Origin of the sequence: Burkholderia sp. Bp8992 (assembly GCF_003853705.1) — a bacterium.
Classification (GTDB): Bacteria; Pseudomonadota; Gammaproteobacteria; order Burkholderiales; family Burkholderiaceae; genus Burkholderia.
Genome location: NZ_QTQI01000010.1, coordinates 159,278 through 184,030, shown reverse-complemented (window position 1 = coordinate 184,030; position 24,753 = coordinate 159,278). Strand labels below are relative to the sequence as shown.

The window sequence follows — 24,753 nt, the reverse complement described above, 5'->3', positions numbered from 1 at the left end:
CCGCAGCCAGTCGAAGCCCTGTGCATTTCAACGGTGAGTGCGAAGCGGTAGTCGCGCAGCATGCGTATTCCGGCGTGGATATCCGCCCGACGAACCCACTCACGACCCTGTGTATTCGAACGGTGAGGGTGAACAGCGGATCGTCGAAACGAGCCGGCCAGGATGTGGATATCCACCGTCAGGACCCACTCGTCGCGCTGTGAATTCCAACGGTGAGCGTCGACACCCGGGCGAACGGCATGCCGATTCCGGATGTGGACATCCCGGCCCCGACGCCACTCGAAATGCTGTGCAATCGAACGGTGAGCGCGCGAACCCGATCGGCGCGAAGGGCGCGGCGTTGTGGACATCCGGCGCCCTCGACCAATCGGAACCCTGTGCAATTCAACGGTGAGGGTGACTGCCAAAAGCCCTCGAAACCCTTGGCAGACGGGGTTCGAGCACCCATCGCGTGGCCATGGCGATGCCCTCAAGCGCGCATCGGTTTTCCCGGCAAGACGGCCGGCCGCGTCGACACCCGCCAACCGCGCCCCCACCACCGCGCGCGAAAACTCTCTCAAATCCACGCGAAAACCTGCGCAGTTTTTCTCGCTACAGCCCCGCCCGAGCAAGATGAGAAAAAACATTCTCGGCTGCGCACGAAAAAATAGAGCCATTCGCTGCCGCCGGTCACGCGTCGCCCGACGCCCCGCCGCGCAGCCCAGAACAGCACAATCCGGAGACATCCCCCATGACCGCCCGCCTGCCCGTCGATGGCACGCCTGCCCTGTCCGACTACCGCCTGACCGACAACCTGACCGCGACGCGCGGCCGGATCTTCCTGACCGGCACGCAGGCGCTGGTCCGCCTGCTGCTGATGCAGCGCACGGTCGACATCGAGCAGGGACTCAACACGGCCGGCTTCGTCAGCGGCTATCGCGGCTCGCCGCTCGGCATGGTCGACCAGCAGCTGTGGAAGGCGAAGAAACTGCTCGATACCAGCGGCGTGCGCTTCCTGCCGGCGATCAACGAGGAACTCGGCGGCACGGCCGTGCTCGGCACGCAGCGCGTCGAAGCCGATCCCGAGCGCACGGTCGAGGGCGTGTATGCGATGTGGTACGGCAAGGGTCCGGGCGTCGATCGCGCCGGCGACGCGCTGAAGCACGGCAACGCGTACGGTTCGTCGCCGCACGGCGGCGTGCTGGTCGTCGCGGGCGACGACCATGGCTGCGTGTCGTCGTCGATGCCGCACCAGAGCGACTTCGCGATGATCGCGTGGCACATGCCGGTCGTGAACCCGGCGAACATCGCCGACATGCTCGAATTCGGCCTGTACGGCTGGGCGCTGTCGCGCTACTCGGGCGCATGGGTCGGCTTCAAGGCGATCTCGGAAACGGTCGAGTCGGGCTCGACCGTCGACCTCGACGCGCTGCAGACGCAGTGGCCGGCACCGGAAGGCTTCACGCCGCCGTCGGGCGGCCTGCACAACCGCTGGCCCGATCTGCCGAGCCTGACGATCGAGGCGCGCCTCGCCGCGAAGCTCGACGCGGTGCGCCATTTCGCGCGCACCAACAGCATCGACAAGTGGATCGCGCCGAGCACGCACGCGAACGTCGGCATCGTCACCTGCGGCAAGGCGCACCTCGACCTGATGGAAGCGCTGCGCCGCCTCGACCTGACGGTTGCCGATCTCGACGCCGCCGGCGTGCGGATCTACAAGGTCGGCCTGTCGTATCCGCTCGAGATGACGCGCGTCGAGACCTTCGTCGACGGGCTCGACGAAGTGCTCGTGATCGAGGAGAAGGGCCCGGTCATCGAGCAGCAGCTCAAGGACTACCTGTACAACCGCAGCGAAGGCGCGCGCCCGCGCGTGCTCGGCAAGCACGACGCCGCCGGCGCCTGCCTGCTGTCCGAGCTCGGCGAACTGCGCCCGTCGCGCATCCTGCCGGTGTTCGCGGAATGGCTCGCGCGGCACAAGCCCGCGCTCGACCGCCGCGAACGCGTCGTCGATCTGGTCGCGCCGCAGATCCTGTCGAACGAAGCCGACGCGGTGAAGCGCACGCCGTACTTCTGCTCGGGCTGCCCGCACAACACGTCGACGAAGGTGCCGGAAGGCTCGATCGCGCAGGCCGGGATCGGCTGCCACTTCATGGCGTCGTGGATGGAGCGCGACACGACGGGGCTGATCCAGATGGGCGGCGAGGGCGTCGACTGGGCCGCGCACGCGATGTTCACCAACACGAAGCACGTGTTCCAGAACCTCGGCGACGGCACCTACTTCCACTCGGGCATCCTCGCGATCCGCCAGGCGGTCGCCGCGAAAGCGAACATCACGTACAAGATCCTCTACAACGACGCGGTCGCGATGACGGGCGGCCAGCCGGTCGACGGCAGCATCTCGGTGCCGCAGATCGCACGGCAGGTCGAGGCGGAGGGCGTGTCGCGCTTCGTCGTCGTGTCCGACGAGCCGGAGAAGTACGACGGCCATCACGGGCAGTTTCCGACGGGCACGACGTTCCATCACCGCAGCGAGCTCGACACGGTGCAGCGCGAGCTGCGCGAGACGCCGGGCGTCACCGTGCTGATCTACGACCAGACCTGCGCGGCCGAGAAGCGCCGCCGCCGCAAGAAAGGCGAATTCCCCGACCCGGACAAGCGCCTGTTCATCAACGACGCCGTGTGCGAAGGCTGCGGCGACTGCGGCGTGCAGTCGAACTGCCTGTCGGTCGAGCCGCTCGAGACGCCGCTCGGCCGCAAGCGCCGCATCGACCAGTCGTCGTGCAACAAGGACTATTCGTGCGTGAACGGCTTCTGCCCGAGCTTCGTGACGGTCGAAGGCGCGGCGCTGAAGAAGGCGGCCGGCGCCGCGTTCGACGAAGCGGCGCTCGCCGCGCGCGTCGACGGGCTGCCGGTGCCGGCGACCCATCTCGACGCGGCGCCGTTCGACATGCTCGTGACGGGTGTCGGCGGTACGGGTGTCGTGACGGTCGGCGCGCTGATCAGCATGGCCGCGCACCTCGAAGGCAAGAGCGCGTCGGTCCTCGACTTCATGGGCTTTGCGCAGAAAGGCGGCTCGGTGCTGTCGTTCGTGCGGATCGCGTCGAGCGACCGGTGGCTGAACCAGGTGCGTATCGACACGCAGCAGGCCGACGTGCTGCTCGCGTGCGACATGGTCGTCGGCGCGAGCGCCGAAGCGCTGCAGACGGTGCGCCACGAGCGCACGCGGATCGTCGTCAACACGCACCGGATCCCGAACGCGTCGTTCGTGCAGAACCCCGACGCGAACCTGCATGCGGACGCGCTGCTCGAGAAGATGCACCATGCGGCCGGCGACGGCTACCTGTCGAGCTGCGACGCGCAGGCGCTCGCCGCGAAATTCCTCGGCGATTCGATCGGCGCGAATATCCTGATGCTCGGCTATGCGTGGCAGCTCGGCCTCGTGCCGGTGTCGCTCGCCGCGATGATGCGCGCGATCGAGCTGAACAACGTCGCGGTGCCGATGAACAAGCTCGCGTTCTCGATCGGCCGGATGGCGGCCGGCGACGCGGCGGGCCTCGATGCGTTGTGGAATGCGCGTCACACGGTGGCCGCACGTGCCGCGCCGGAGACGCTCGCCGAGCTGATCGCCGATCGCGAAGCGCGACTCGACGGCTACGGCGGCGCGCGTTACGTCGAGCGCTACCGGGCGCTCGTGAACGCCGCACGCGCGAAGGGCGACGACGCGCTGACGCGCGCGGTCGCGACGACGTTCTACCGGCTGCTCGCGGTGAAGGACGAATACGAGGTCGCGCGGCTGTACACGGACGACGCATTCCGCACGGCGCTCGAAGCGCAGTTCGAAGGCGTGCCGGGGCAGGCGTATCGCGTGAAGTTCAACCTTGCGCCGCCGACGGTCGCGAAGGCCGGCCGCGACGGCAGCACGCCGAAGAAGCGTGTGTTCGGCCAGTGGATGTGGCCGGTGTTCGGCGTGCTGGCGCGCGTGCGCAGCCTGCGCGGCACGGGGCTCGATCCGTTCGGCCGCACCGTCGAGCGCAAGATGGAGCGCGCACTCGCCGACGACTACGAGACGACGCTCACGCGCGCATTCGCCGCGATGACGGCCGGCAATGCGGCGCAGGTCGTGCAACTGGCCGACCTGCACGCCCGCGTGCGCGGCTTCGGCCACGTGAAGGTGCGCAACCTGGCCGGCGTGAAGCGCGCGGAGCGCGAGCTCGCGCTGCAGCTCGGCATCGACGCGGCGACGAGCGCGGCCGTGCAGCACGCGCTTGACGAGATGAAGGGCGCGGGGATGCTGAAGGGGATTCCGGTCGTCGTCGCGAAGTAACGCGAACGCGGGTGGATGTGAAAACGGCGACGCTTGAGCGTCGCCGTTTTTTTTGCGTCTCAGTACCCGTACGCGGGCAGTTGCAGGACCGTCAGAGAATGCCTTTCTTGCGCGTCGACAGCGCGGTTTCCGACAGGTCGATCTCGCGGATCAGCTTCGTCAGCGTCTCGTCGGAAATCTTGCTGTCGCTGCGCAGCCGGTACAGCGCGGAGCGTTCCGCGCGCACGGCCGCGATCCGCATCTGCAGCTCCATCGTTTCGGCCTGCTTCGCTTCCGCGCGCGGCGTGGGGCCGTCCTCGGCGAGTGCGGAGAGCCGGCGGCGATACTGGTCCATCACGCGCGCGGAGATGTCCGCGCAGCGCGCCGCACCCGATTCGTCGAGCTCGGCCGAGATCGCATCGTGCGACGAGTCGATCGCACGGATCGCGGCCTGCGCGGCGGCCGAGCGTGCGATGCGCTCTTCGTCGCCGAGCGGGTTGCGCGTCGAGCGCACGCCGCGCAGCAGCAGCGGCAGCCCGATCACCGCGACGATCAGCGAGCCGAGGATCACGGCCGACGCGACGAAGATCGCGGTGTCGCGCCCCGGCAGCGGTGCGCCGTCCGACAACGCGACGGGAATCGACAGCACGCCGGCGAGCGTGACCGCGCCGCGCACGCCGCCGACCGTCATCACCGCGATCGTGCGCACGCCGGCCATCGTGCCCGCGAGGCCCTGGCGCGCGGCGCGGCGGCTCGCGAACCAGCGCAGCAGCCACACCCACGTGAAGCGGATCGCATACAGCGCGAGCATCATCGCGCCCACGTTGAAGATCATGCGGCCGACCAGCGCATCGCTCGTGTGGTGCGCGTCGACGAGCGCGCGGCCGATGATGTGCGGCAACTGCAGCCCGAGCATGATGAACACCATGCCGTTGAAGACGAACTCGATCATCGCCCACGTGCTTTCGGCGCGCACGCGCGACGCGACCGTGCTTTTGCGCGAGAAGCTCGTGTAATTCATCATCATCCCGGCCGATACGGCCGCGAGCACGCCCGACAGGTCGAGGTGCTCGGCGAACAGGTAGGCCGCGAACGGCACGAGCAGCGTCATCACGATGCCGGGGGCCGGATCGCCTTCCTGCTCGGCGTTCAGGAAGCGCGTCGACAGCGCGCTGAACAACCACGACACGATCGCGCCCGTCGCGAGCCCGCCGGCCGCGACGATCACGAACGTGACCGACGCGGCGCGCAGCGAGAACACGCCCGTCAGCGCGGCCGCGATCGCGAATTTCAGCGCGACGAGGCCCGACGCGTCGTTCATCAGCGCCTCGCCTTCGAGGATGTGCATCAGTTGCGGCGGAATCCGGCCCTTGCCGGCGATGCCGGACAGCGCGACCGCGTCGGTCGGCGACAGCACGGCCGCGAGTGCGAACGCGATAGGCAGCGGCAACTCGGGAATCAGCCAATGCGCGAAGTAGCCCACTGCGAGTACCGTCATGAACACGAGGCCGAACGCGAGCATCAGGATCGCGCGGCGCTGCAGGTACAGCTCGCGTTTCGGGATCCGCCAGCCGTCCGCGAACAGCAGCGGCGGAATGAACAGCAGCATGAAGATTTCAGGATCGAACGTGACGTGCAGGTTCAGGTTCGGCCATGCGAGCATCGCGCCGAACGCGATCTGCATCAACGGCAGCGGCAATTGCAACGGCAGGAGGCGCGTGACGGCGCCGGACAGTGCGACGGTCAGCAGCAGAATCAGGACTGTGAAAACGATTTCCATCGATACGGCGAATAACGCGGAATGAAACGATCGTACGGAGTGTAGCGTGCCGACGTGACGGCTGCGCTCAAGCGGCCGGTGCGTGCGCACGAAAATGGTGCGCCCGGCGTGCGCCGCGGTGGTGCGATGGCCCGGCCGAACCGCATGGCATATGGATTGTCGGCGCCTTGCACGGAGCTTGCTTGAAGTGGGCAGCCGCCCGGCATCGATCGGGCAATCGAGGGTCCAACCATGACATTGAGTGCGCCGTCCGTTTCGCCGGGCGGCGCGTTCGAAGGCATCACCAGGAGGAAGGCATGACGATCGTTCAACAGGAGCGTCCGTCCGCCGCGTCGCCGTACCGGTTCGAGCGGGAGATGAGTTCCGGCTTCGAACGTCTGGCCACGCAGCATCGCGACCTGACGCTGACGACCGTGTTCCAGCCGATATTCAGCCTGTCGCACCAGCGTGCGGTCGGCTACGAGGCGCTGTTGCGCGCGCACGATGCGCTCGACCGCGCGGTGTCGCCGCTCGACGTGTTCGGCGCCGCCGCGCGCCATGGCGAGCTGCTGCAGCTCGACCGGCTCGCGCAGGCGCTGCATCTGGAGAACTTCGCGCTGCTCGGCGCCGAGCGCGAGTGGCTGTTTCTCAACGTCCATCCGGGCGTGCTGACCGACCCGTTCCAGGCCGCCGCGCTGCTGGCGAACCTGAAGCGGCTCGGCATGCCGCCGCGTCGTATCGTGCTCGAAGTGCTCGAACAGCGCGCGGAAGACGTCGAGCGGCTCGCGGAGGCCGTGCGCGAATTCCGCACGCACGGCTTCCTGATCGCGCTCGACGATTTCGGCGCCGGTCATTCGAACCTCGAACGGATCTGGCAACTGAACCCGGACATCGTGAAGCTCGACCGGATCATGCTGTCGCACGCGGCGCACCGCACCGGGCTCACCGCGATCCTGCACGGGCTCGTCACGCTGCTGCACGAGGCCGGCAAGCTCGTGCTCGTCGAAGGGATCGAGACCGAGCACGAGGCGCAGATCGCGCTGTCGTGCGAGGCCGATTTCGTGCAGGGCTACTACTTCGGGCGACCGGCGCCGGGGCTGCCCGACAGCGCGACCGCGACCGGCTGCATCGGCGAGCTGACCGAGCGCTTTCGTCAGCAGACCGAAGCGCGCGAACGGCGCGACGCGCAGCGGCTCGCGCCGTACCTGCGTGCGTTCGAGCGGGCGTCCGAGCGTCTCGCGGCCGGCGAACCGCTCGACGAGGTGTGCTGGAACTTCCTCGCGCTCGACGCGGCCGCGCGCTGCTTCCTGCTCGACGCACACGGCCGCCAGTCGGGCCGCAACGTCGTGCTGCGCGCCGATCGCGCGCTCGCCGAGGCGCGCTTCTCGCCGCTGGCGGACGCGCAGGGCGCGAACTGGCTGCGCCGGCCGTATTTCCGTTCGGCGATCGCCGAGCCGGGACGCGTGCAGGTCACGCGGCCGTACCTGTCGATCAACGAGGCGCAGCCGTGCGTGACGCTGTCGGTGGCCGTGCGCGTCGGCGATGCGCAGCGTGTGCTGTGCGGCGATATCGACTGGGTCGACGAGGAAGCGGACGGCGGCTAGCGCCGCACGGATCGCATGCGGCGATCGGGGCGCGGCGGCGCGGGGCGGCCGTTGCGTTCGCTGCATGCTTCCCCGACAATGGCGCGATCGCGGCCGTCGTGTCCGCGATCGCGCCGCCCCGGGGGCCACCATGGCGGCGAATAAAAGGACAACATCATGAAAAGACCGATTTCGCTGACCATCCTCGCGTGGGTCGTCATCGTGACCAACGCGATCACGTGCGTCTATACGCCGTTCTCGATCGGCATGCCGACCACCCAGGCGCTGATGTCGCACTACCTGCTGCCGGTCTGGGCGACGTTCGGCATCAGCATGATCATCGAAGTCGCGAACGTCGTGATCGGCATCGCGATCCTGAAGGGGCGCGAATGGTCGCGCACGGCGTACGTCGCGACGTTCGTGTTCGGCATCGCGTTCTCGCTGGTCAACATGCCGGCGTCGATGCTCGCGGTGCTGATTCCCGGCGTCCTGCTGTTCGCGCTGTTCGTCTACCTGCTGTTCCGGCGCCCCGCGACCGCGTATTTCCGCCAGACGCCCGCATGAGCATCGTGCGCAATGCGATCGCGATCGTGCTGTTCGCGATCGCGGGCTTCTGCGTGAGCGCCGCGCAGACGGTCACGTTCATGAAAGTCGGCCATGCGGGCGCGACGACCGTATTCGTCGCCGTGCTGTTCGCGGTGTCGGCCGTGCTCCTCGCCGCAGGCGCGTTTGCCGGCACATTCCGGCCGCGTACGCGCGGCGCGGGCATCGCGCTGCTCGTCGCGACCGCGATCACCGCGTTCGGCGCGCTCGGCTGGGCGATGCTCGTGCTCACACCGAAGATCGTCGACATGATGCAGCAGAGTGCGTACTTCGACGCGCGGATGTTCAGGTTCGTGCCCGGCACCGCATTGACGGCGTTGTCCGCGCTGGCCGGCATCGGGCTCGTGCGGCGCGCCTGACGCGCACGGCACGCCAGCCCTTGCCCCGCGGAGTCATACTGACTAGGATGCGCGAATTGTCCTGACGATTCGCGGGCCGCCCATGAACCGAAACGCCGCTTCTTCCATCCTCCTCGAAGTGATCGCCACGACCGTCGGCGACGCGAAGGCCGCCGCCCGCGCGGGCGCCGACCGCCTCGAGCTCGTGACCGCGATCACGGAAGGCGGGCTGACGCCGAGCGTCGGCCTGATCGAGGCCGTCGTGGCTGCCGTGCCGATTCCCGTCAACGTGATCGTGCGCCCGCACAGCCGGTCGTTCGTCTATGACGCCGACGACCTGCGCGTGATCGAACGCGACGTGCGCGCGGCCGTCGCGGCCGGTGCGAACGGTGTCGTGTTCGGCGCGCTCGATGCGCGCGGCGACGTCGATCTCGATGCGCTGGCCCGCATCGCGGCCGCCGCCGACGGGCGTGCGCTCACGTTCCACCGTGCGTTCGACGTCGCGCGCGATCTCAACGCCGCATTCGACGCGCTGCTGCGCGTGCCGGCCGTCACGTCCGTGCTGACCTCGGGCGGCCATCCGTCGGTGCTCGACGCGGTCGCGACGATCACGCGGCTGGTGCGGCAGGCGGCCGGCTCGACCTGCACGGTGCTGGCCGGCTCGGGGCTGACGATCGACGCCGTCGGCGATTTCGTCCGCGCGACCGGCGTGCGCGCGGTGCATTTCGGCTCGGGCGTGCGACCGCGCGGCGAGGTGCTGGCGCCCGTCGACGAGCAGCGCGTCGAGCGCGTGCGCGCGGCGCTCGACGGCGCGGCGGCGCACGTGTGACGTGCACCGGAACACGAATCGGGAGAGCGGGCCGCATGGCCGGCGCAACACCCGACGAGCAGGGCGGCGCGCACGCTGACGCCGCGCGCCGGTGATCCGCGACGCGCAGGGCAACCCGGTGCAGACGATCGGATGAAAAAAAGCCGGGGCATGCCCCGGCTTTCTCGTTGGCGGGCCCGGCCCGCCGGCGGATGCCGCTTACGCGCGGGCCGACATCGCGTCCGCGTCGCTCGCACGGATGCCGAGGCGCTCGAACAGCGCGCGGTCCTTCTGCGATTGCGGGTTGCTGGTCGTCAGCAGCTGGTCGCCGTAGAACATCGAGTTCGCGCCGGCGAGGAAGCACATCGCCTGCAGCCCGTCGTCGAGCTGCTCGCGGCCGGCCGACAGGCGCACGACGGCCTTCGGCATCGTGATGCGCGCGACCGCGATCGTGCGCACGAACTCGAACGGGTCGAGCGGTGCGGTGCCTTCGAGCGGCGTGCCTTCGATCGCGACGAGGTTGTTGATCGGCACCGAATCCGGATACGGGTTCAGGTTCGCGAGCTGCGAGATCAGCCCCGCGCGTTCGCGGCGCGATTCGCCCATCCCGATGATGCCGCCGCAGCACACGTTGATGCCGGCGTCGCGCACGCGGTCGAGCGTGTCGAGGCGGTCCTGGTACGTGCGCGTCGAGATCACCTGGCCGTAGAACTCCGGCGACGTGTCGAGGTTGTGGTTGTAGTAGTCGAGGCCGGCGTTCGCGAGTTCCTGCGCCTGTTCGTCCTCGAGCATGCCGAGCGTCATGCAGGTCTCGAGGCCGAGTTCCTTCACGCCGCGCACCATCTCGGTCAGCGCCGGCATGTGGCGCTCCTTCGGGTTGCGCCACGCGGCGCCCATGCAGAAACGGCTCGCGCCGTTCGCCTTCGCCGCGCGCGCGGCGTCGAGCACCGCGTCGACGTCCATCAGCTTCTCGGCCTTCAGGCCCGTATCGTGATGCGACGATTGCGAGCAGTAGCCGCAATCTTCCTCGCAGCCGCCCGTCTTGATCGACAGCAGCGTCGACAGCTGCACCGCGTTCGCATCGAAGTGCTCGCGGTGCACCTGCTGCGCGCGGAACAGCAGGTCGTTGAACGGCAGCTCGAACAGCGCGACGACGTCGGCGACGCGCCAGCGCTGCGGGGCCGGCGCAGCCACGGGAATCGCGTCGGGTTGCACGGCGGCGGTCTGGGCTTGGGTCATTTCGGTTTCCTGTCCTGGTCGGGGATGAGGGATCGGGGGATCGGGGGATCTGTTTCGGTTGGGTCAATGCTGCGCGGTGCGCAGCGTCTCGACGAGCGCGGCGATGTCGAGCATCGCCGCTGCGGATTCGGGGGCGGCCGGGCTCATGTGCGGAATGCGGCCGACGAGCGGTGCGCCGTGCTCGCGCGCGAGCCAGTCGCGCATCGTCGCGATGTTCTCGTCTGGGAACGACATGGCCGGGTCGACGTGGTTCGCGACCCAGCCCGCGAGCTTGAGGCCGCGTGCGGCAATCGCGTCGGCGGTGAGCAGCGCGTGGTTGATGCAGCCGAGCCGCACGCCGACCACGAGCACGACCGGCACGTCGAGCGCGACGGCGAGATCGGCCATGTCCTGCGTGTCGTTCATCGGCACGCGGAAGCCGCCGGCGCCTTCGACGACGACGACGTCCGCGCGCGTCAGCGCTTCGCGATGGCACGCGGCGATCGTGCCGATGTCGAGCGTCACGCCTTCCTGCGCGGCGACGATATGCGGCGCGGCCGGCGCCTTCAGCAGGAACGGCGTGCGCAGCTCGGGCGGCAGCACGACGTTCGCGGCGGCATCGAGCTGGTCGGCGTCCTCGTTGCGCCAGACGCCGTCGCGTTCGTACGCGCCGGCCGCGACGGGCTTCAGCGCGGCCGCGCGCAGGCCGTGCCGCGCGAAGCCATGCAGCATCGCGGCCGACACGAAGGTCTTGCCGATTTCGGTGTCGGTGCCGGTGACGAACAGCGAGAGCGGGGCCGTCATGCTGCCGCCTCGCTGGCTTCGATCAGCGCCGCGTCGAGCCGCGCGAGATCGTCGAACGAATGCGCGGCCGACAGCGACACGCGCAGCCGCGACGTGCCGGCGGGCACCGTCGGCGGCCGGATCGCGGGCACCCACAGGCCGTGTGCGTCGAGCGCGCGCATGGCCGCGAGCGTCGCCTCGTTGCTGCCGATCACGAGCGGCTGCACGGCCGTGTGCGAATCGACCGGCTGCCAGCGCGTGTTGCGCAGCAGCGCGCGCGTGCGTTCGATCAGCGCGGCGAGGTGCGCGCGGCGCGCGTCGCCTTCGTCGCCGGCGATGACCTTCAGGCTCGCCGAGACCGCGTGCGCGACGGCCGGCGGCGCGGCCGTCGTGAAGATGTAGCTGCGCGCGCGCTGGATCAGCCATTCGATCACGGTTTCATGCGCGATCACGAACGCGCCCGCGACGCCGGCGGCCTTGCCGAGCGTGCCGACGTACACGAGATGCGGCGAACGCAGCGCGGCGGCCGCGAGCGCGCCGCGGCCCTGCGGGCCGAGCACGCCGAAGCCGTGCGCATCGTCGACGACGAGCCATGCACCGTGGCGTTCGGCCAGCGCGACGAGTTCGGCGAGCGGCGCGATATCGCCATCCATGCTGAACACGGTGTCGCTGACGATCAGTTTCGTTTCGGCATCCGATGCGTCGAGCAGCGCGGCGAGCGCGGCCATGTCCGCATGCGGATAGACCTGCACGTTCGCGCGCGACAGCCGCATGCCGTCGATCAGCGACGCGTGGTTCAGCGCGTCGGAGAAGATCGTCGCGCCCTTGCCGGTGAGCGCCGTCATCGCCGCGAGGTTCGCCATGTAGCCGGTGCTGAAGTACAGCGCGCGCGGTGCATCGGAGAAGCCGCCCGCGAAGCCCGCGAGTTCGTCTTCCAGTTTGGCGTGCGCGCGCGAATGGCCGCCGAGCAGGTGCGAGCCGCCGCTGCCGGAGCCGTAGCGCTGCGCGCCTTCGGCGAACGCGGCGACGAGCGCCGGATGCGCGGCGAGGCCGAGATAGTCGTTGCTCGCGAAGCCGATGATTTCCCGGCCGTTCACGGTCATGCGCGCGTCGCACGCGGTGTCGGCGATGCGGCGCACGCGGCGCAGCCCTTGTGCGTCGAGATCGGCGAGGCTGCGTTGCAGGGTGTCGAGCAGCGGCACGGTCATTGCGCGACCTCCGCCAGCGTCGCGTCGAGCGTGTCGCGCGTGCGCTGCGCGAGCCACGCGATGTCGTCGTCGCTCATCACGTACGGCGGCATCAGGTAGACGGTCGTGCCGATCGGGCGCAGCAGCAGCTCGCGCTCCAGCGCGCGTTCGAAGAACCGCCGCGAGAAACCGCGCGCCGCGTCGCCGTCGAGCGCGACGTCGAACGCGAACAGCGTGCCGCGCTCGCGCAGGTGGCGAACTTGGCGGTGCGTGTCGAGCGGCGCGAGCGCGGCGCGCAGCGTCGCCGATTTGCGCGCATTGCCCGCGAGCACGTCGTCGCGCGCGAACAGGTCGAGCGTCGCGACCGCCGCGCGGCACGCGAGCGGGTTGCCGGTGTACGAGTGCGAGTGCAGGAAGCCGCGCGTCGTGTCGTCGTCGTAGAACGCCGCGTACACGTCGTCGCGCGTGAGCACGAGCGACAGCGGCAGATAGCCGCCGCTGATGCCTTTCGACAGGCACATGAAATCGGGCCAGACGCCGGCCTGCTCGCACGCGAAGAAGGTGCCCGTGCGGCCGCAGCCGACCGCGATCTCGTCGGCGATCAGGTGCACGCCGAATTCGTCGCACAGCGCGCGCAGCCCGCGCACGTACGACGGATCGTGCATCGCCATGCCGGCCGCGCACTGCACGAGCGGCTCGACGATCAGCGCGGCGATCCGGTCGCCGCGTTCGGCGAACAGGCGCCGCACGTCCGCGAGCGCACGGCCCGCGACGTCGGCGGCCGTCTCGCCCGGCAGCGCACCGCGCGCATCGGGCGACGCGACGACGTGCGCGTGGCGGATCAGCGGATCGTACGCATCCTTGAACAGCGCGACGTCGGTCACGCCGAGCGCGCCGATCGTCTCGCCGTGATAGCTGTTCGCGACGCAGACGAATTCCTGCTTGTTCGCGCGGCCGCGGTTGCGCCACGCGTGGAAGCTCATCTTCAGCGCGATCTCGACGGCCGACGCACCGTCCGACGCGAAGAACGCATGGCCGAGGTTGCGCGCGGTGAGCGCGTGCAGCCGTTCGGCGAGCTCGATCGCGGGCTCGTGCGTGCAGCCGGCGAGCATCGCGTGCTCGAGCGTGTCGAGCTGGTCCTTCAGCGCCGCGTTGATGTCCGGGTTCGCATGGCCGAACAGGTTGACCCACCACGAGCTGATCGCGTCGAAGTAGCGGCGGCCGTCGTGGTCGTACAGCCACACGCCCGCGCCACGCGCGACGGGGACGAGCGGCAGGCGCTCGTGATGCTTCATCTGGGTGCAGGGATGCCAGACCGCGCGCAGGCTGCGCGCGACCCAGTCGTCGGTGGCTGGCGTACTCAAGGCGACTCCGGGGGGTAAAACGACCGCGCGGCATCGAATGGATGCCGCGCGGCGGGACACGAAACGCGCTGAGATTAGCGTGTTCCGCGGGACGTTGCACTAGCGGTTACAAACGCTGCAAAGCCTTGCCGGGCGGGAGTTCGGCGCAGTTCGGGGGTGCTCGGGACGGAACGCGGCGGAAGCGGGGAAATGACCGTAGATGACGACGTTCGAGTGAGCCGCCCAGACAGAAAAAAATCGCGGGCCGCGCGCCGGCATGACCAGGGAAAAACGGGGATCGAAGGCGGGTGCGGGGGAGCGCGGCGACGTCGCGCCTACGAGGCGGCGCTCGAATCGTCTACGGAATCAGGGGAGGAAACAGCCGGCAGGAACGGCACGCAGGCATAACCGCACGGGAGGACGGGCGGGAGGCAGAACCGGATCAGGCGGGAAGGGTGCGGCGGCGGCGGACCCGCCGCGCGTCAGCGCGAAGCCAGTGCGTGCGTATCGGCGTCGCGCGCGTTGGCGTCGCCGTTGTCGGCCGTCTGCGTCGTGTTCCACACGACATGGTCGTTGACCGCGTACAGCCGGCATGCGCCCGCGCCTTGTTTCGCGCAGTTGTCGAGTGCGAGCGCCATCGGGTCGTCGCCGCCTTCCGCCCACGACCAGGCGCCTTCCGACGACACCGCGAACGCGCGGCTCGGATGCTGGTTCAGGAAGCGGCGATAGCCTTCGCGACCGGCTTCGTCGACATACGGCACCGCGTTGACCGCATCGATCGACGCGTAGCCGGTGGCCTTCGGCTCGTGCGGGTTCGCGACCGCATAGCGCACCGAGGTCGGCAGGTTCAGGGTCGCGAGGAACGCATTGACGGCCGGCCACCACACGGGCACGCCGTCGCGATCGACGATCAGCCGGTGCGCGTCGTCCTTGTAGCGGCCGAAATCGATGAACTGCGCCTGCGTGCCGTGCGACACGTACGCGTCGTGCATCTGCGCGACGAGCGCGGGCGTCCAGACCGAATCGTTGTCGCCGTACAGCCACAGCGAGCGCACGGCCGTATGCGCCCCGTACTGGTCGAACGCATCGACGAGGTTGCGCTGCCAGCCGTCGCACAGGTCCTGGCGCAGCCCGCCCGAGAAGTTGATGATGCCGCGCACGCCCGGTGCGGCTTCGGTGCCGTACGCGACCGATGCGAGGCCGCCGTGCGACGTGCCGGCGACGACGATGCGCGACGCATCGACGTACGGCTGGTGCGACATGTAGCGCACCGTCGCGTCGACGTCGGCGGCCTGCGCGAGGCCGTTCTTGCCGACGTTGCAGCCTTCCTGCTGGTACGTGCCGCCCGAGCCGGCGAAGCCCTGGCGGTTCGGCGCGATCACCGCGTAGCCGCGCCGCACGAATTCGCGTGCGAACGCGAGCGGCCGGCTGCGCGGCTGCAGATGGAGATCGCCGGTGTTCTTGCCGTGATTGAAGACGACGAGCGGGAACGGCCCGGGGCCGTCCGGCTTGAAGAGCGTCGCCTCGAGCGTGACGGCGCCCGACGCATCGGCCGGGATGCGGAGAACCTGTTCGTTGAGATCGGCCGCGACCTGCGGCAGGTTCGAGTCGCCGTAATCGAAGCGCTCGGCATGGGCGAGCGACCCGCTGGCGCCCGTACCCGTATTTGCGTTCGGCAGCGTACCGGCCTGAGCGGCCGACAGCGCACAGGCCGCCATCCATCCCACCAATACCTTGCTGAACGCCATTCGTAAGCCCTGCCATGCAACATGACCAATTCGAGGTCATCGTAGCCCGACAAAATCGGGTTGTGCAATGCGGGAATTACCCGGCGTCTGACATGGCAACTATTTGTCAGCGTTCACTTACTTCGCCGTCGACATAGCGCCAGAAACCGTGTTCGTCGCGCTCGAAACGGCTCGTCTCGTGGAGCCGGTACGCGCGTCCGCCCACCTTGTAGCGGGCCACGAACTCGACCTCCGCGTGGCGTTCGTCGAGCGGCGCATGGCGTTTGACCGCGAGGCCGAGCCAGCGCGGCGCGTCGGGTGCGTCGGGGTCGGCATCGAGATCGGGCGGGCAGGTGCGCACGGCCCACGTCGCGCGCAGGTAGCCGGTCGCGCCGAGCACGTACGCGCTGTACCGCGAACGCATCAACTCGAGCGCGGTCGGCGCGGCTTCGCCGCCGTCGATGAAGCGGCCGCAGCAGGCCGCGTAGCGCGGCGCCGGCGCTTTGCCGGCGGGTGCGGGGGACGCGCCGCCGCACGGGCACGCGTCAGGTCGGTTCAAAATCATGCGAAACGGGAATTAACGACGATCGGTTGTCGAGTCGGCTCACCAGCTCAGCTCGACGCCGTCGTACTGGAAGAAGCGGCCGTTGGCCTGCGACACGTCCGAGCCGGATTCGGCGATCACGCGGCGCATGCCGGTCACGCTCGTTTCGGGATCGATCGCGGCCTGCGCGCCGCCCATGTCGGTGCGCACCCAGCCGGGATGCAGCGAGATGCACGCGGCATGGCGCGTCTGCAGCGACGCGATGCGCAGCGCGTCGTTCAGCGCCGCCTTGCTCGCGCGGTACAGCCAGCCGGTCGTGCCGGTCGCCTCGGCGATGCTGCCCATCCGGCTCGACACGACGGCCAGCACGCCGCGTGCGTCCTCGACGAGCGGCAGCAGGATCGGCAGCAGCTGCATCGGTCCGCGCACGTTCGTATGCATCACCGCGTCGAAATCCTCGGCCGTGATCGTCTCGACGCCTTCGGTGCGCGGCCCGTACACGCCCGACACGAGCACGGCTGCATCGAGCCGTTCGCCGTCGAGCTTCCAGCCGAGCACCGCGATCTGCTCGGGCTGCGTGATGTCGAGCGCATGCGCGTGCGCGCCGAGCGCGCGCAGCGCGTCGAGCGACGCTTCGTCGCGCGCGGTCGCGATCACGTTCCAGCCGTCGCGCCGGTATTGCCGGACGAATTCGCGGCCGAGGCCGCGCGATGCACCGACGATCAGTACGGTTTTCATGCCCATCGCTCCTTTCCTGGGCGCCGCCTTGGCGGCGCCGGTGTCAGATCCGTTCGATGCGTGCCGCGGCCGCGCCGCGGCCGCCGCCAGGCTGCTGGCGCACTACTGCTTCGCGTCGTCGCACGGCTTCAGCGTCGCGGCGACCGCCTGCGCGACGCCTTCGAGCCGCGCGGCGGCGTCCGCCGCGATCATGTCGTTGTCCGGTGCATGCTGGCCGCCGGCGGTCAGCGCGGCCACGCAGCGCTTGTAGGTCTCGTCGAGCGCGTCGAAGTTCGACACGGCCATCCCGAGGTTGCGCATCCGGCCGTCGTGCACGCCGTACACGAGCCCATGCACGGTGAGCGACTGGCCCCGCGCCCACGCGTCGTTGACGATCGTCGTGCGGCACACGTTGACGACCTGCTCGATCGCGTTCAGCTCGATCAGGCGGCGATAGCGCGCTTCGCCGACCGGCCAGCCGTCGAGCAGGGCCGCGTGGCGCTCGCGCACGTCCTGCACGTGGTGCAGCCAGTTGTCCGCGAGGCCGACGCGCCGGTTGAGCAGTGCCGCGTTGACGCCCGAGCAGCCGTAGTGGCCGACGACCATGATGTGCTTCACGCGCAGGATGTCGACCGCGAACTGGATCACCGACAGGCAGTTCAGGTCGCTGTGCACGACGACGTTCGCGATGTTGCGGTGCACGAATACTTCGCCCGGCGGCAGGCCGATGATCTGGTTCGCGGGCACGCGCGAATCCGAGCAGCCGATCCACAGATATTCCGGCGCCTGCTGGTCGGCGAGGCGCGCGAAGAATTCCGGATCGTCCTCGAGCTTGCGCTTGACCCAGGCTTCGTTGTTGTCGAACAGATGTGAAAGCGGATTGTCTTGGGTGTTCATCGGTGTGGATTCCGTTGGCGGAAATCGGGTCGATATCGGTTTCGGTGTCACCGGCGTCAGGCCGCGCGCTGCGCGTTGCCTTCGCCGTCGTTCTGGTCCGCCGCACCGAAGCGCGCGGGGTAGCGCACGCTGAAGCGCAGCGCCGTGTCGTACGGGTAAAAGTCGGGCAGTTCGCCCTGCATCAGCTTGTCCTTGCTCGCCTGCCACAGCGCGGGATCGAAAAAGTCCGCGTGATGCTTCATGAACACGCTGCGCACGCGCGGGTCGCCGAGCAGGAACGGTCCGTAGGTTTCCGGAAAGATGTCGTGCGGGCCGACGGTATACCACGGTTCGCCGGACAGCTCGTCTTCCTCGTTGCGCGGCGGCGGCACGCGGCGCACGTTGCAGTCGGTCAGGTACTCGATCTCGTCGTAGTCGTAGAACACGACGCGGCCGTGGCGCGTGACGCCGAAGTTCTTGTACAGCATGTCGCCGGGGAAGATGTTCGCCTTCATCAGCTCCTTCACCGCGTTGCCGTATTCCTTCACGCCGTGCTCGACGTCCGCATCGCTGCCGTTCTGCAGGTACAGGTTGAGTGGCGTCATCCGGCGCTCGATGTACAGGTGCTTGATCACGAGGTTGTCGTCCTCGTATTCGAGCAGCGACGGCACTTCCTTCTCGAGTTCGCGCACGAGCGCGTGGTCGAGCCGCGCGAGCGGCAGCGCGACGCTCGAATACTCGAGCGTGTCGGCCATCCGACCCAGGCGGTCGTGGCGCTTCACGAGCTGGTACTTCTCCATGATCTGCGCGCGGGTCGTTTCCTTCGGCGGCGGGAACTGGTCCTTGATGATCTTGAACACGTACGGGAACGACGGCAGCGTGAACACGAGCATCACGAGGCCCTTGATGCCGGGCGCGATGATGAAGCGGTCGCTCGAATGCGACAGATGGTGCAGCAGGTCGCGGTAGAACAGGTTCTTGCCCTGCTTCTGCAGGCCGACCGACGTGTAGATCTCGGCCTTCGGCTTGCCCGGCATGATCGTGCACAGGAAGTCGACGTACGCGGACGGCACGCCCATGTCGACGAGGAAGTACGAGTGCGAGAAGCTGAAGATGATCTGCAGCAGGTCGCGGCGCAGCAGCACCGTGTCGAGCGCGAGCAGGCCCGGACGTACGTGGCGGATCGGCACCGCGAACGGCAGCACGCGGTCGGCGTTGATGATGCGGCCGATGACGTACGCGCTCTTGTTGCGGAAGAACAGCGACGACAGCACGTGGATCTGGAAATTCGGCGCCGCGTCGAAGTGGCCGAATTCGTCGTCGATCGCCTGCATCACGCAGCCGATGTCGCGCGGCAGATCCTCGAATGCCGGTTCGAGCTGGAAGTTCGTGACGACGCGCTCGAGCGTGGCGGCGAGCCCGTCGGTGCCCGGATAGTACGCGCGGTAGGTCGGCTTCGCGGCCGGTTCGTCGTTCTCCAGGTACTCGGTCGAGATCGCCGGGCGCACGAAGATGAAATCGTTGCTGAAGTACGAACGGTGCAGGATCTTGCAGCACACCGAATTGAAGAAGGTTTCCGCGCACTCGGGCTGGCGGTGCGACGTGAGCAGGCCGATGTAGTGCAGCTTGATCTGCTGCCACACTTCGTCGTCGATGTTCTCCGCGTCGTATTCGTCTTCGAGCACCTCGACGCATTCCTGCACGCGATCGTCGTACGACGTGATCCGCTCGCGCGCGAGCCGCTGCAGCCCGTGCCAGTCGCCGCGCTCGAACAGCGTCTTCGCCTCGACCGCCGCTTCGCGGAAGATCCGGTAATGGCGATCGAAGTATTCGAGCATCGTCTGCGCGACGTCGAAACCGATCTGCGACGACAGCAGTTTGGGGAAGTGATTCATCGCGTGCAGGCTCGTTCAAGGGGCTGTAAGCACTCGCCATTTTAGCGCCCAAGTCGGCGTTTCAATGACTTTCGCGGTGACGCGCCGACGGCCGTCAATCGGCGCGTTGTTCGCCGTTGGGCGCCGTTCGATACATCTTCGCGTAAAGATGCGGGTACGGAACCGATTCTGACACGAACTTTTTTCTGGCGGGCCGGCGCTCGTCGGGCACCTGTTTCGCGCGACGGCGATAGAATCGACGCACCGCCCGCCGCGCCCTGCCGCCGGCACGCATTCGCACCGATAACGACGAGACGCCCCACCGATGAACGCACTGGAACACCAACTCGACTACCCCTTCGCCGACACGCTGCCCGCCGCGGGCGACACGTTCGAGGTCGCGCCCGGCGTGCGCTGGCTGCGCATGCCGCTGCCGTTCTCGCTCGACCACATCAACCTCTGGCTGCTGCGCGACGAGATCGACGGGCAGGCCGGCTGGACGATCGTCGATTGCGGGATCGCGTCGGACGCGATCCGCACGCACTGGGAGCAGATCTTCGACACGCATCTCGACGGCCTGCCGGTGCTGCGCGTGCTCGTCACGCACTGCCACCCCGATCACTTCGGCCTCGCGAACTGGCTGTGCGAAGGCGGCGACCGGGGCCGCTGGAACGTGCGGCTGTGGATGACGCTCGGCGAATACATGTTCGGCTGCCTGATGGCGGCCGGCAACGGCTCGAACGCTGGTGGCGCCGCGGCTGCCGATCATTTCGCGCGCCACGGGCTCACCGATCCGGCCGCGCTCGACAAGCTGCGCAACCGCCGCAGCTACTACTCGGATCTCGTGCCGGCCGTGCCGCCGCGCTACCGGCGCCTGCGCGAAGGCGATGCGGTGACGATCGGTGCGCGCACGTGGCGCGTCGTCACGGGCTTCGGTCATTCGCCTGAACATTGCGCGCTGCACAGCGAGGCGGACGGCGTGCTGATCTCCGGCGACATGGTGCTGCCGCGCATCTCGACGAACGTGTCGGTGTTCGACCTCGAGCCGGAAGGCAACCCGCTCGCGCTGTACCTGCAGTCGCTCGGCCGCTACGAGACGATGGCGCCCGATACGCTCGTGCTGCCGTCGCACGGCAAGCCGTTCCGCGGTGTGCGCACGCGCATCGCGCAACTGCGCGAACACCACGATGCGCGGCTTGCCGAAGTGCGCGTCGCGTGCGCGGAGAAGCCGACGAGCGCAGCGGACATCGTGCCGATCATGTTCCGCCGCCGCGAACTCGACATCCACCAGATGACGTTCGCGCTCGGCGAGGCGCTTGCGCACCTGAACCTGCTGTGGCTCGCGGGCGAACTCGTGCGCGAGCAGGGCGACGACGGCGTGCTGCGATTCCGCACGGCCGGCTGAGCGCGCGTCGTCCTTACACGACGGGCTCGTAGCGCCACCCGTCGTGATGCCATTGCATCGTGTGCGTCGGTTCGAGCGCCGCGAGAAACGCGGGGTCGTGCGACGCGACGACGATCGCGCCCGGGAAGCCGCCCAGCGCGGCTTCGATCGCGCGCACCGATTCGAGATCGAGGTGATTGGTCGGCTCGTCGAGCAGCAACAGCTGCGCGGGCGTGCCGCGCCACAACGCGCATGCGAGCGCGGCCTTCAGCCGTTCGCCGCCGCTCAGTTGCCGGGCCGGCTGCGTCGCGCGCGTCGCGTCGAGCTGCAGCAGCGCGAGACGGCTGCGCAGGTCGCCTTCGGCAAGCGGCGTATCGAGCAGGTCCAACTGCTCGACGATCGAGCGCTCGGGGTCGAGCAGCGCGAGTCGCTGGTCGAGATACGCGGCGCTCACGTGCGTCGTGCAGCTACCTGAGCGCGGCGCGAGTTCGCCCGCGAGCATTCTCAGCAACGTCGATTTGCCGCAGCCGTTCGGGCCCGTCAGCGCGATACGCACGGCGCCGCTCGCTGACCACGTGATCGTGTCGGCGTTGCCGGCGACGCGCCACGGCAGTTTCGCGTGTTCGAGCGTGAATAGCTGGCGGCGTGCGCTGACTTCGGTAGCCGGCAGCGACACGAGCACGGGTGCGTCGGCTTCGACGCGCGCGGCCGCTTCCTGCACGCGCTCGTCGAGCGTCGCCTTGAAGTCGCCCTGATGACGCCGGACCGCCCCCATGATGCTGCGCGCCGCACCTTTGCGGCTTTGCTTTGCGCCCGAAGACAGGTTGGCCGTCTTCGCGTCGCGCAGCGACGCGGCCGCATGGCGCTGGATCGTGTCGTGTTCCTGTTCGAGCCTGCGCCGCACGCGCCCGCGCTCGGTGCGCGCATGGTCGAGCGCCGCTTGCGCGGCATCCCGTTGCGCGTCGCGCTGCGCGCGGTAGAGCGCGTAGTTGCCGCCGTACGAGTGCGCGCCGTGCGGCGTCAACTCGACGATGCGCTGCACGCCGGCGAGCAGCGCACGATCGTGGCTCACGATGACGACGCCGCCGCGCCAGCCGTCGAGCGCCGCGTGCAGCCACGCGCGGCCCGGCGCGTCGAGGTGATTGGTCGGTTCGTCGAGCACGAGCAGGCCAGCGCTCGACAACAGTGCGCCGATCAGCGCGACACGTGCGAGCTGGCCGCCGCTCAGCGCGTGCGCGGGCGTGTCGGGCTGTACGTCGCGCAGCCCGGCCGCGTCGAGCGCCGTGCGTAGCCGCTCCGCGAGATCCCAGCGATCGCCGATCAGGTCGAAGTCGTGCGGTTCCCCGCGGCCGTCCGCGATACGCGCGAGCGCGCCGAGCGGTGCGTCGAGCGCGGCGACCTGCGCGACGGTCCGCGGGCGGGCTGCTGCGTTGTCGTCGTCATCGTCATGCTGCTGCGCGACGTAGACGACGGGCGTATGCCGCTCGATCGTCCCCGCGCTTGGTGCGCGGCGCCCCGCGATCAGTTGCGCGAGCAGGCTCTTGCCGATGCCGTTGCGGCCGACGATGCCGGTCGGCGTGCGATCGATGGCCAGGTCGAGCGAATCGAACAGCGTGATGCCGTCGTCGAAGCGGAAGGAAACGTGATGAAGCGCGACGAGCGCGCCGGTGGGCGTGGCTGCAGCCATAAGCACCTCCAAAAATGCGTGAAGACCTTCGCATGCGGCGTGCGTGGCACGGGCGGCGAAAACATTTCGGGAAGGCTTAGTTGTTCACTTTGGCTGGCGTCCGGTATGAGGAACAGGCGCGCAGTGTAGCAAGCGCGGCGCGCGGGCCGCAAGCGAGCGGCGTGTGCGCCGTCGCTTGCGTGCCACGCACGGTCACTGCACGGCGACCGTCGTGAAGTTCTGCCGTCCGAACGGACTCACGTGATAGCCGTTCACGGTCGTGCGCGTCAGCGCCGCCGCGGTCGGATAGCCGAGCGGGATCCACAGCGCCTGGTCGTGGATGATCTTCTGCGCCGATTCATACAGCTTCGCGCGCTTCGCCTGGTCGGCCGTCGACTTGCCGTCGGCGATCAGCTTGTCGAGCTGCGCATCGCAGAAACGCGCGAAGTTGATGCCCGATTTCACCGCATTGCAGCTGAACAGCGGCGACAGATAGTTGTCCGGATCGCCGTTGTCGCCGGCCCAGCCCATGAACAGCATGTCATGCTGGCCGAGCTTCGCCTGCTTGATGAGTTCGCCCCATTCGATCACTTTCACCTCGGCCTTCACGCCGATCTTCGCGAGGTCGGCCTGCAGCAGTTCCGCGCCGACCTTCGGGTTCGGGTTCAGCACGCTGCCGGTCGGGCGCGTCCAGATCGTCGTCGAGAAGCCGTTCGGGAAGCCGGCCTGCGCGAGCAGCTGCTTCGCCTTCGCGGGATCGTACGCATACGGCGCGACGTCCTTCGCATAGCTCCACGTGTTCGGCGGATACGGGTTGTTCGCGGCCGTCGCGGTGTTGTCGAACACGACCTTCAGGTAGGTCGTGCGGTCGAACGCGAGGTTCAGCGCCTCGCGCACCTTGTCGTTGTCGAGCGGCTTCTTCTGTGTGTTCAGCGCGACGAAGGCGGTCATGAACGCAGGCGTCTGCACGACCTTCAGCGCGCTTTCGCCCTTCGCGGCGAGCACGTCCTGCGGCTTCGGCGACAGCGCGATCTGGCATTCGCCGGCCTTCACCTTCTGCAGGCGCACCGACGGGTCGGGCGTGATCGCGTAGATCAGCCGGTCGACCTTTGGCTTCGTGCCCCAGTACGTCGGGTTCGCGTCATAGCGGATCAGCGCGTCCTTCGTGTAGCTCTTCAGCACGAACGGGCCCGTGCCGACCGGCTTCGCGTTCAGGTCGGCCTGCTTGCCGGCCTTCAGCAGCTGGTCCGCGTATTCGGCCGAGTAGATCGATGCGAAGCCCATCGTCAGGATCGGCACGAACGTCGCGTTCGGCTCGTTCAGCACGAACTTCACCGTGCTGTCGTCGACCTTCGTGACCGACTTCACGAGCTTCACGAGGCCCATCGACTGCGCGTGCGGGAAGCCGCTCGCGCCGGCCACCTTGTGCCACGGGTTCGCATCGTCGAGCATCCGCGCGAACGTGAACACGACGTCGTCCGCGTTCAGCGTGCGGCCCGGCTTGAAATAATCGGTGGTCTGGAACGCGACGTTCGGGCGCAGGTGGAACGTGTACGTGAGGCCGTCGGCGCTCGCTTCCCATTTGTCGGCGAGCGCGGGTACGACTTTCTTCGCGGCTTCGTCGTAGGACACGAGCGTGTTGAAGATCACGTCGGCCGACGCGTTGGTCGTGACGAGCGAGTTGTACTGCACGACGTCGAAGCCGTCCGGGCTCGATTCCGTGCAGACGGTGAGCGGCTTGGCGGCGGCGAGGCCGGGGGCGGCAAGGGCGGCCGCGAGTGCGGCCACGGCGAACAGCTTGACGTGCATAGGTTCTCCCACGTGACTTGTGATTTTTGCTGGCTGTCGGAATGCGGGCGCGGCGCGGTCGAGGACCGGCCGGCGCGGCTGGCGAATAGCATACCGTCAAAGCGCGCGACGCGTGGAAAAAGGCGCCGGAACGCGGTGAATTGAGCGACAAACGGCTGCGTTCGCGACGGAATGGGTGCTGATGCGGCGGTTCGCGTAGTGCGAGCGCGACGCGGGAGGCGAGAGGGCGGGACAGGGCGGGCGGCTGCGACT

At 68.6% G+C, this 24,753-nt stretch carries 18 protein-coding genes; 6 read left to right on the top strand and 12 right to left on the bottom strand.

Annotated features, from left to right (window positions below):
- Positions 1-730: 730 nt before the first annotated feature.
- Positions 731-4,303 (top strand): indolepyruvate ferredoxin oxidoreductase family protein, encoded by a 3,573-nt coding sequence (locus DIE03_RS17110; protein WP_124452299.1) that lies wholly within the window; start codon positions 731-733, stop codon positions 4,301-4,303.
- Between the two features lie 91 nt (positions 4,304-4,394).
- On the opposite strand, the gene DIE03_RS17105 is transcribed toward DIE03_RS17110, so the two are convergent.
- Positions 4,395-6,062 carry a Na+/H+ antiporter gene (locus DIE03_RS17105; protein WP_124452297.1) on the bottom strand — a complete coding sequence of 556 codons (1,668 nt, stop codon included), beginning with the start codon at positions 6,060-6,062 and terminating at the stop codon, positions 4,395-4,397.
- Between the two features lie 296 nt (positions 6,063-6,358).
- On the opposite strand from DIE03_RS17105, the gene DIE03_RS17100 reads away from it, so the two are divergent.
- The 4 genes from DIE03_RS17100 (at position 6,359) to DIE03_RS17085 (ending at position 9,394) form a co-directional block, all read left to right on the top strand.
- The gene (locus DIE03_RS17100; RefSeq protein ID WP_124452295.1) at positions 6,359-7,645 is read left to right on the top strand and encodes an EAL domain-containing protein; all 1,287 of its coding nucleotides are present in this window, start codon (positions 6,359-6,361) and stop codon (positions 7,643-7,645) included.
- A 156-nt stretch (positions 7,646-7,801) separates the two neighbouring features.
- Complete coding sequence (locus DIE03_RS17095) at positions 7,802-8,188, top strand: hypothetical protein (protein ID WP_124452293.1); 387 nt, start codon at positions 7,802-7,804, stop codon at positions 8,186-8,188.
- On the top strand, positions 8,185-8,586 hold the full coding sequence (locus tag DIE03_RS17090; protein WP_124452291.1) for a hypothetical protein: 402 nt from the start codon (positions 8,185-8,187) through the stop codon (positions 8,584-8,586). The genes DIE03_RS17095 and DIE03_RS17090 overlap by 4 nt, the downstream gene beginning before the upstream one ends.
- Positions 8,587-8,668: 82 nt before the next feature.
- Complete coding sequence (locus tag DIE03_RS17085; protein ID WP_124452289.1) at positions 8,669-9,394, top strand: copper homeostasis protein CutC; 726 nt, start codon at positions 8,669-8,671, stop codon at positions 9,392-9,394.
- 198 nt (positions 9,395-9,592) lie between these two features.
- On the opposite strand, the gene bioB is transcribed toward DIE03_RS17085, so the two are convergent.
- The 9 genes from bioB to aceK form a co-directional block, all read right to left on the bottom strand.
- Positions 9,593-10,612 (bottom strand): biotin synthase BioB, encoded by a 1,020-nt coding sequence (gene bioB, locus DIE03_RS17080; RefSeq protein ID WP_124452287.1) that lies wholly within the window; start codon positions 10,610-10,612, stop codon positions 9,593-9,595.
- A 63-nt stretch (positions 10,613-10,675) separates the two neighbouring features.
- Positions 10,676-11,395 carry a dethiobiotin synthase gene (gene bioD / locus DIE03_RS17075; protein WP_124452285.1) on the bottom strand — a complete coding sequence of 240 codons (720 nt, stop codon included), beginning with the start codon at positions 11,393-11,395 and terminating at the stop codon, positions 10,676-10,678.
- A complete protein-coding gene (gene bioF, locus DIE03_RS17070; protein ID WP_124452401.1) occupies positions 11,392-12,576 on the bottom strand; it encodes an 8-amino-7-oxononanoate synthase in 1,185 nt (394 codons plus the stop codon). The genes bioD and bioF overlap by 4 nt, the downstream gene beginning before the upstream one ends.
- Before the next feature lie 2 nt (positions 12,577-12,578).
- Positions 12,579-13,925 carry an adenosylmethionine--8-amino-7-oxononanoate transaminase gene (bioA, locus tag DIE03_RS17065; RefSeq protein ID WP_124452283.1) on the bottom strand — a complete coding sequence of 449 codons (1,347 nt, stop codon included), beginning with the start codon at positions 13,923-13,925 and terminating at the stop codon, positions 12,579-12,581.
- 461 nt (positions 13,926-14,386) lie between these two features.
- On the bottom strand, positions 14,387-15,652 hold the full coding sequence (locus tag DIE03_RS17060; protein WP_124452281.1) for a dienelactone hydrolase family protein: 1,266 nt from the start codon (positions 15,650-15,652) through the stop codon (positions 14,387-14,389).
- A gap of 106 nt (positions 15,653-15,758) precedes the next feature.
- Positions 15,759-16,196 (bottom strand): YchJ family protein, encoded by a 438-nt coding sequence (locus DIE03_RS17055; RefSeq protein ID WP_124452279.1) that lies wholly within the window; start codon positions 16,194-16,196, stop codon positions 15,759-15,761.
- Positions 16,197-16,235: 39 nt separating this feature from the next.
- Positions 16,236-16,913 (bottom strand): SDR family oxidoreductase, encoded by a 678-nt coding sequence (locus DIE03_RS17050; protein ID WP_124452277.1) that lies wholly within the window; start codon positions 16,911-16,913, stop codon positions 16,236-16,238.
- A 102-nt stretch (positions 16,914-17,015) separates the two neighbouring features.
- Positions 17,016-17,789 carry a carbonate dehydratase gene (can, locus tag DIE03_RS17045; protein ID WP_124452275.1) on the bottom strand — a complete coding sequence of 258 codons (774 nt, stop codon included), beginning with the start codon at positions 17,787-17,789 and terminating at the stop codon, positions 17,016-17,018.
- Positions 17,790-17,845: 56 nt separating this feature from the next.
- On the bottom strand, positions 17,846-19,663 hold the full coding sequence (gene aceK / locus DIE03_RS17040; protein WP_124452273.1) for a bifunctional isocitrate dehydrogenase kinase/phosphatase: 1,818 nt from the start codon (positions 19,661-19,663) through the stop codon (positions 17,846-17,848).
- Positions 19,664-19,967: 304 nt separating this feature from the next.
- Here aceK and DIE03_RS17030 point away from each other — a divergent pair, with 304 nt between their 5' ends.
- On the top strand, positions 19,968-21,047 hold the full coding sequence (locus DIE03_RS17030; protein ID WP_124452271.1) for an MBL fold metallo-hydrolase: 1,080 nt from the start codon (positions 19,968-19,970) through the stop codon (positions 21,045-21,047).
- 13 nt (positions 21,048-21,060) lie between these two features.
- Here DIE03_RS17030 and DIE03_RS17025 read toward each other — a convergent pair whose 3' ends face one another.
- Together DIE03_RS17025 and DIE03_RS17020 are read right to left on the bottom strand one after the other, a co-directional pair.
- Positions 21,061-22,713, bottom strand: a complete 1,653-nt coding sequence (locus DIE03_RS17025) for an ABC-F family ATP-binding cassette domain-containing protein (protein ID WP_124452269.1) — start codon at positions 22,711-22,713, stop codon at positions 21,061-21,063.
- A gap of 192 nt (positions 22,714-22,905) precedes the next feature.
- Positions 22,906-24,501: an ABC transporter substrate-binding protein gene (locus DIE03_RS17020; protein WP_124452267.1), complete on the bottom strand. Its 1,596-nt coding sequence runs from the start codon at positions 24,499-24,501 to the stop codon at positions 22,906-22,908.
- Positions 24,502-24,753 lie beyond the last annotated feature (252 nt).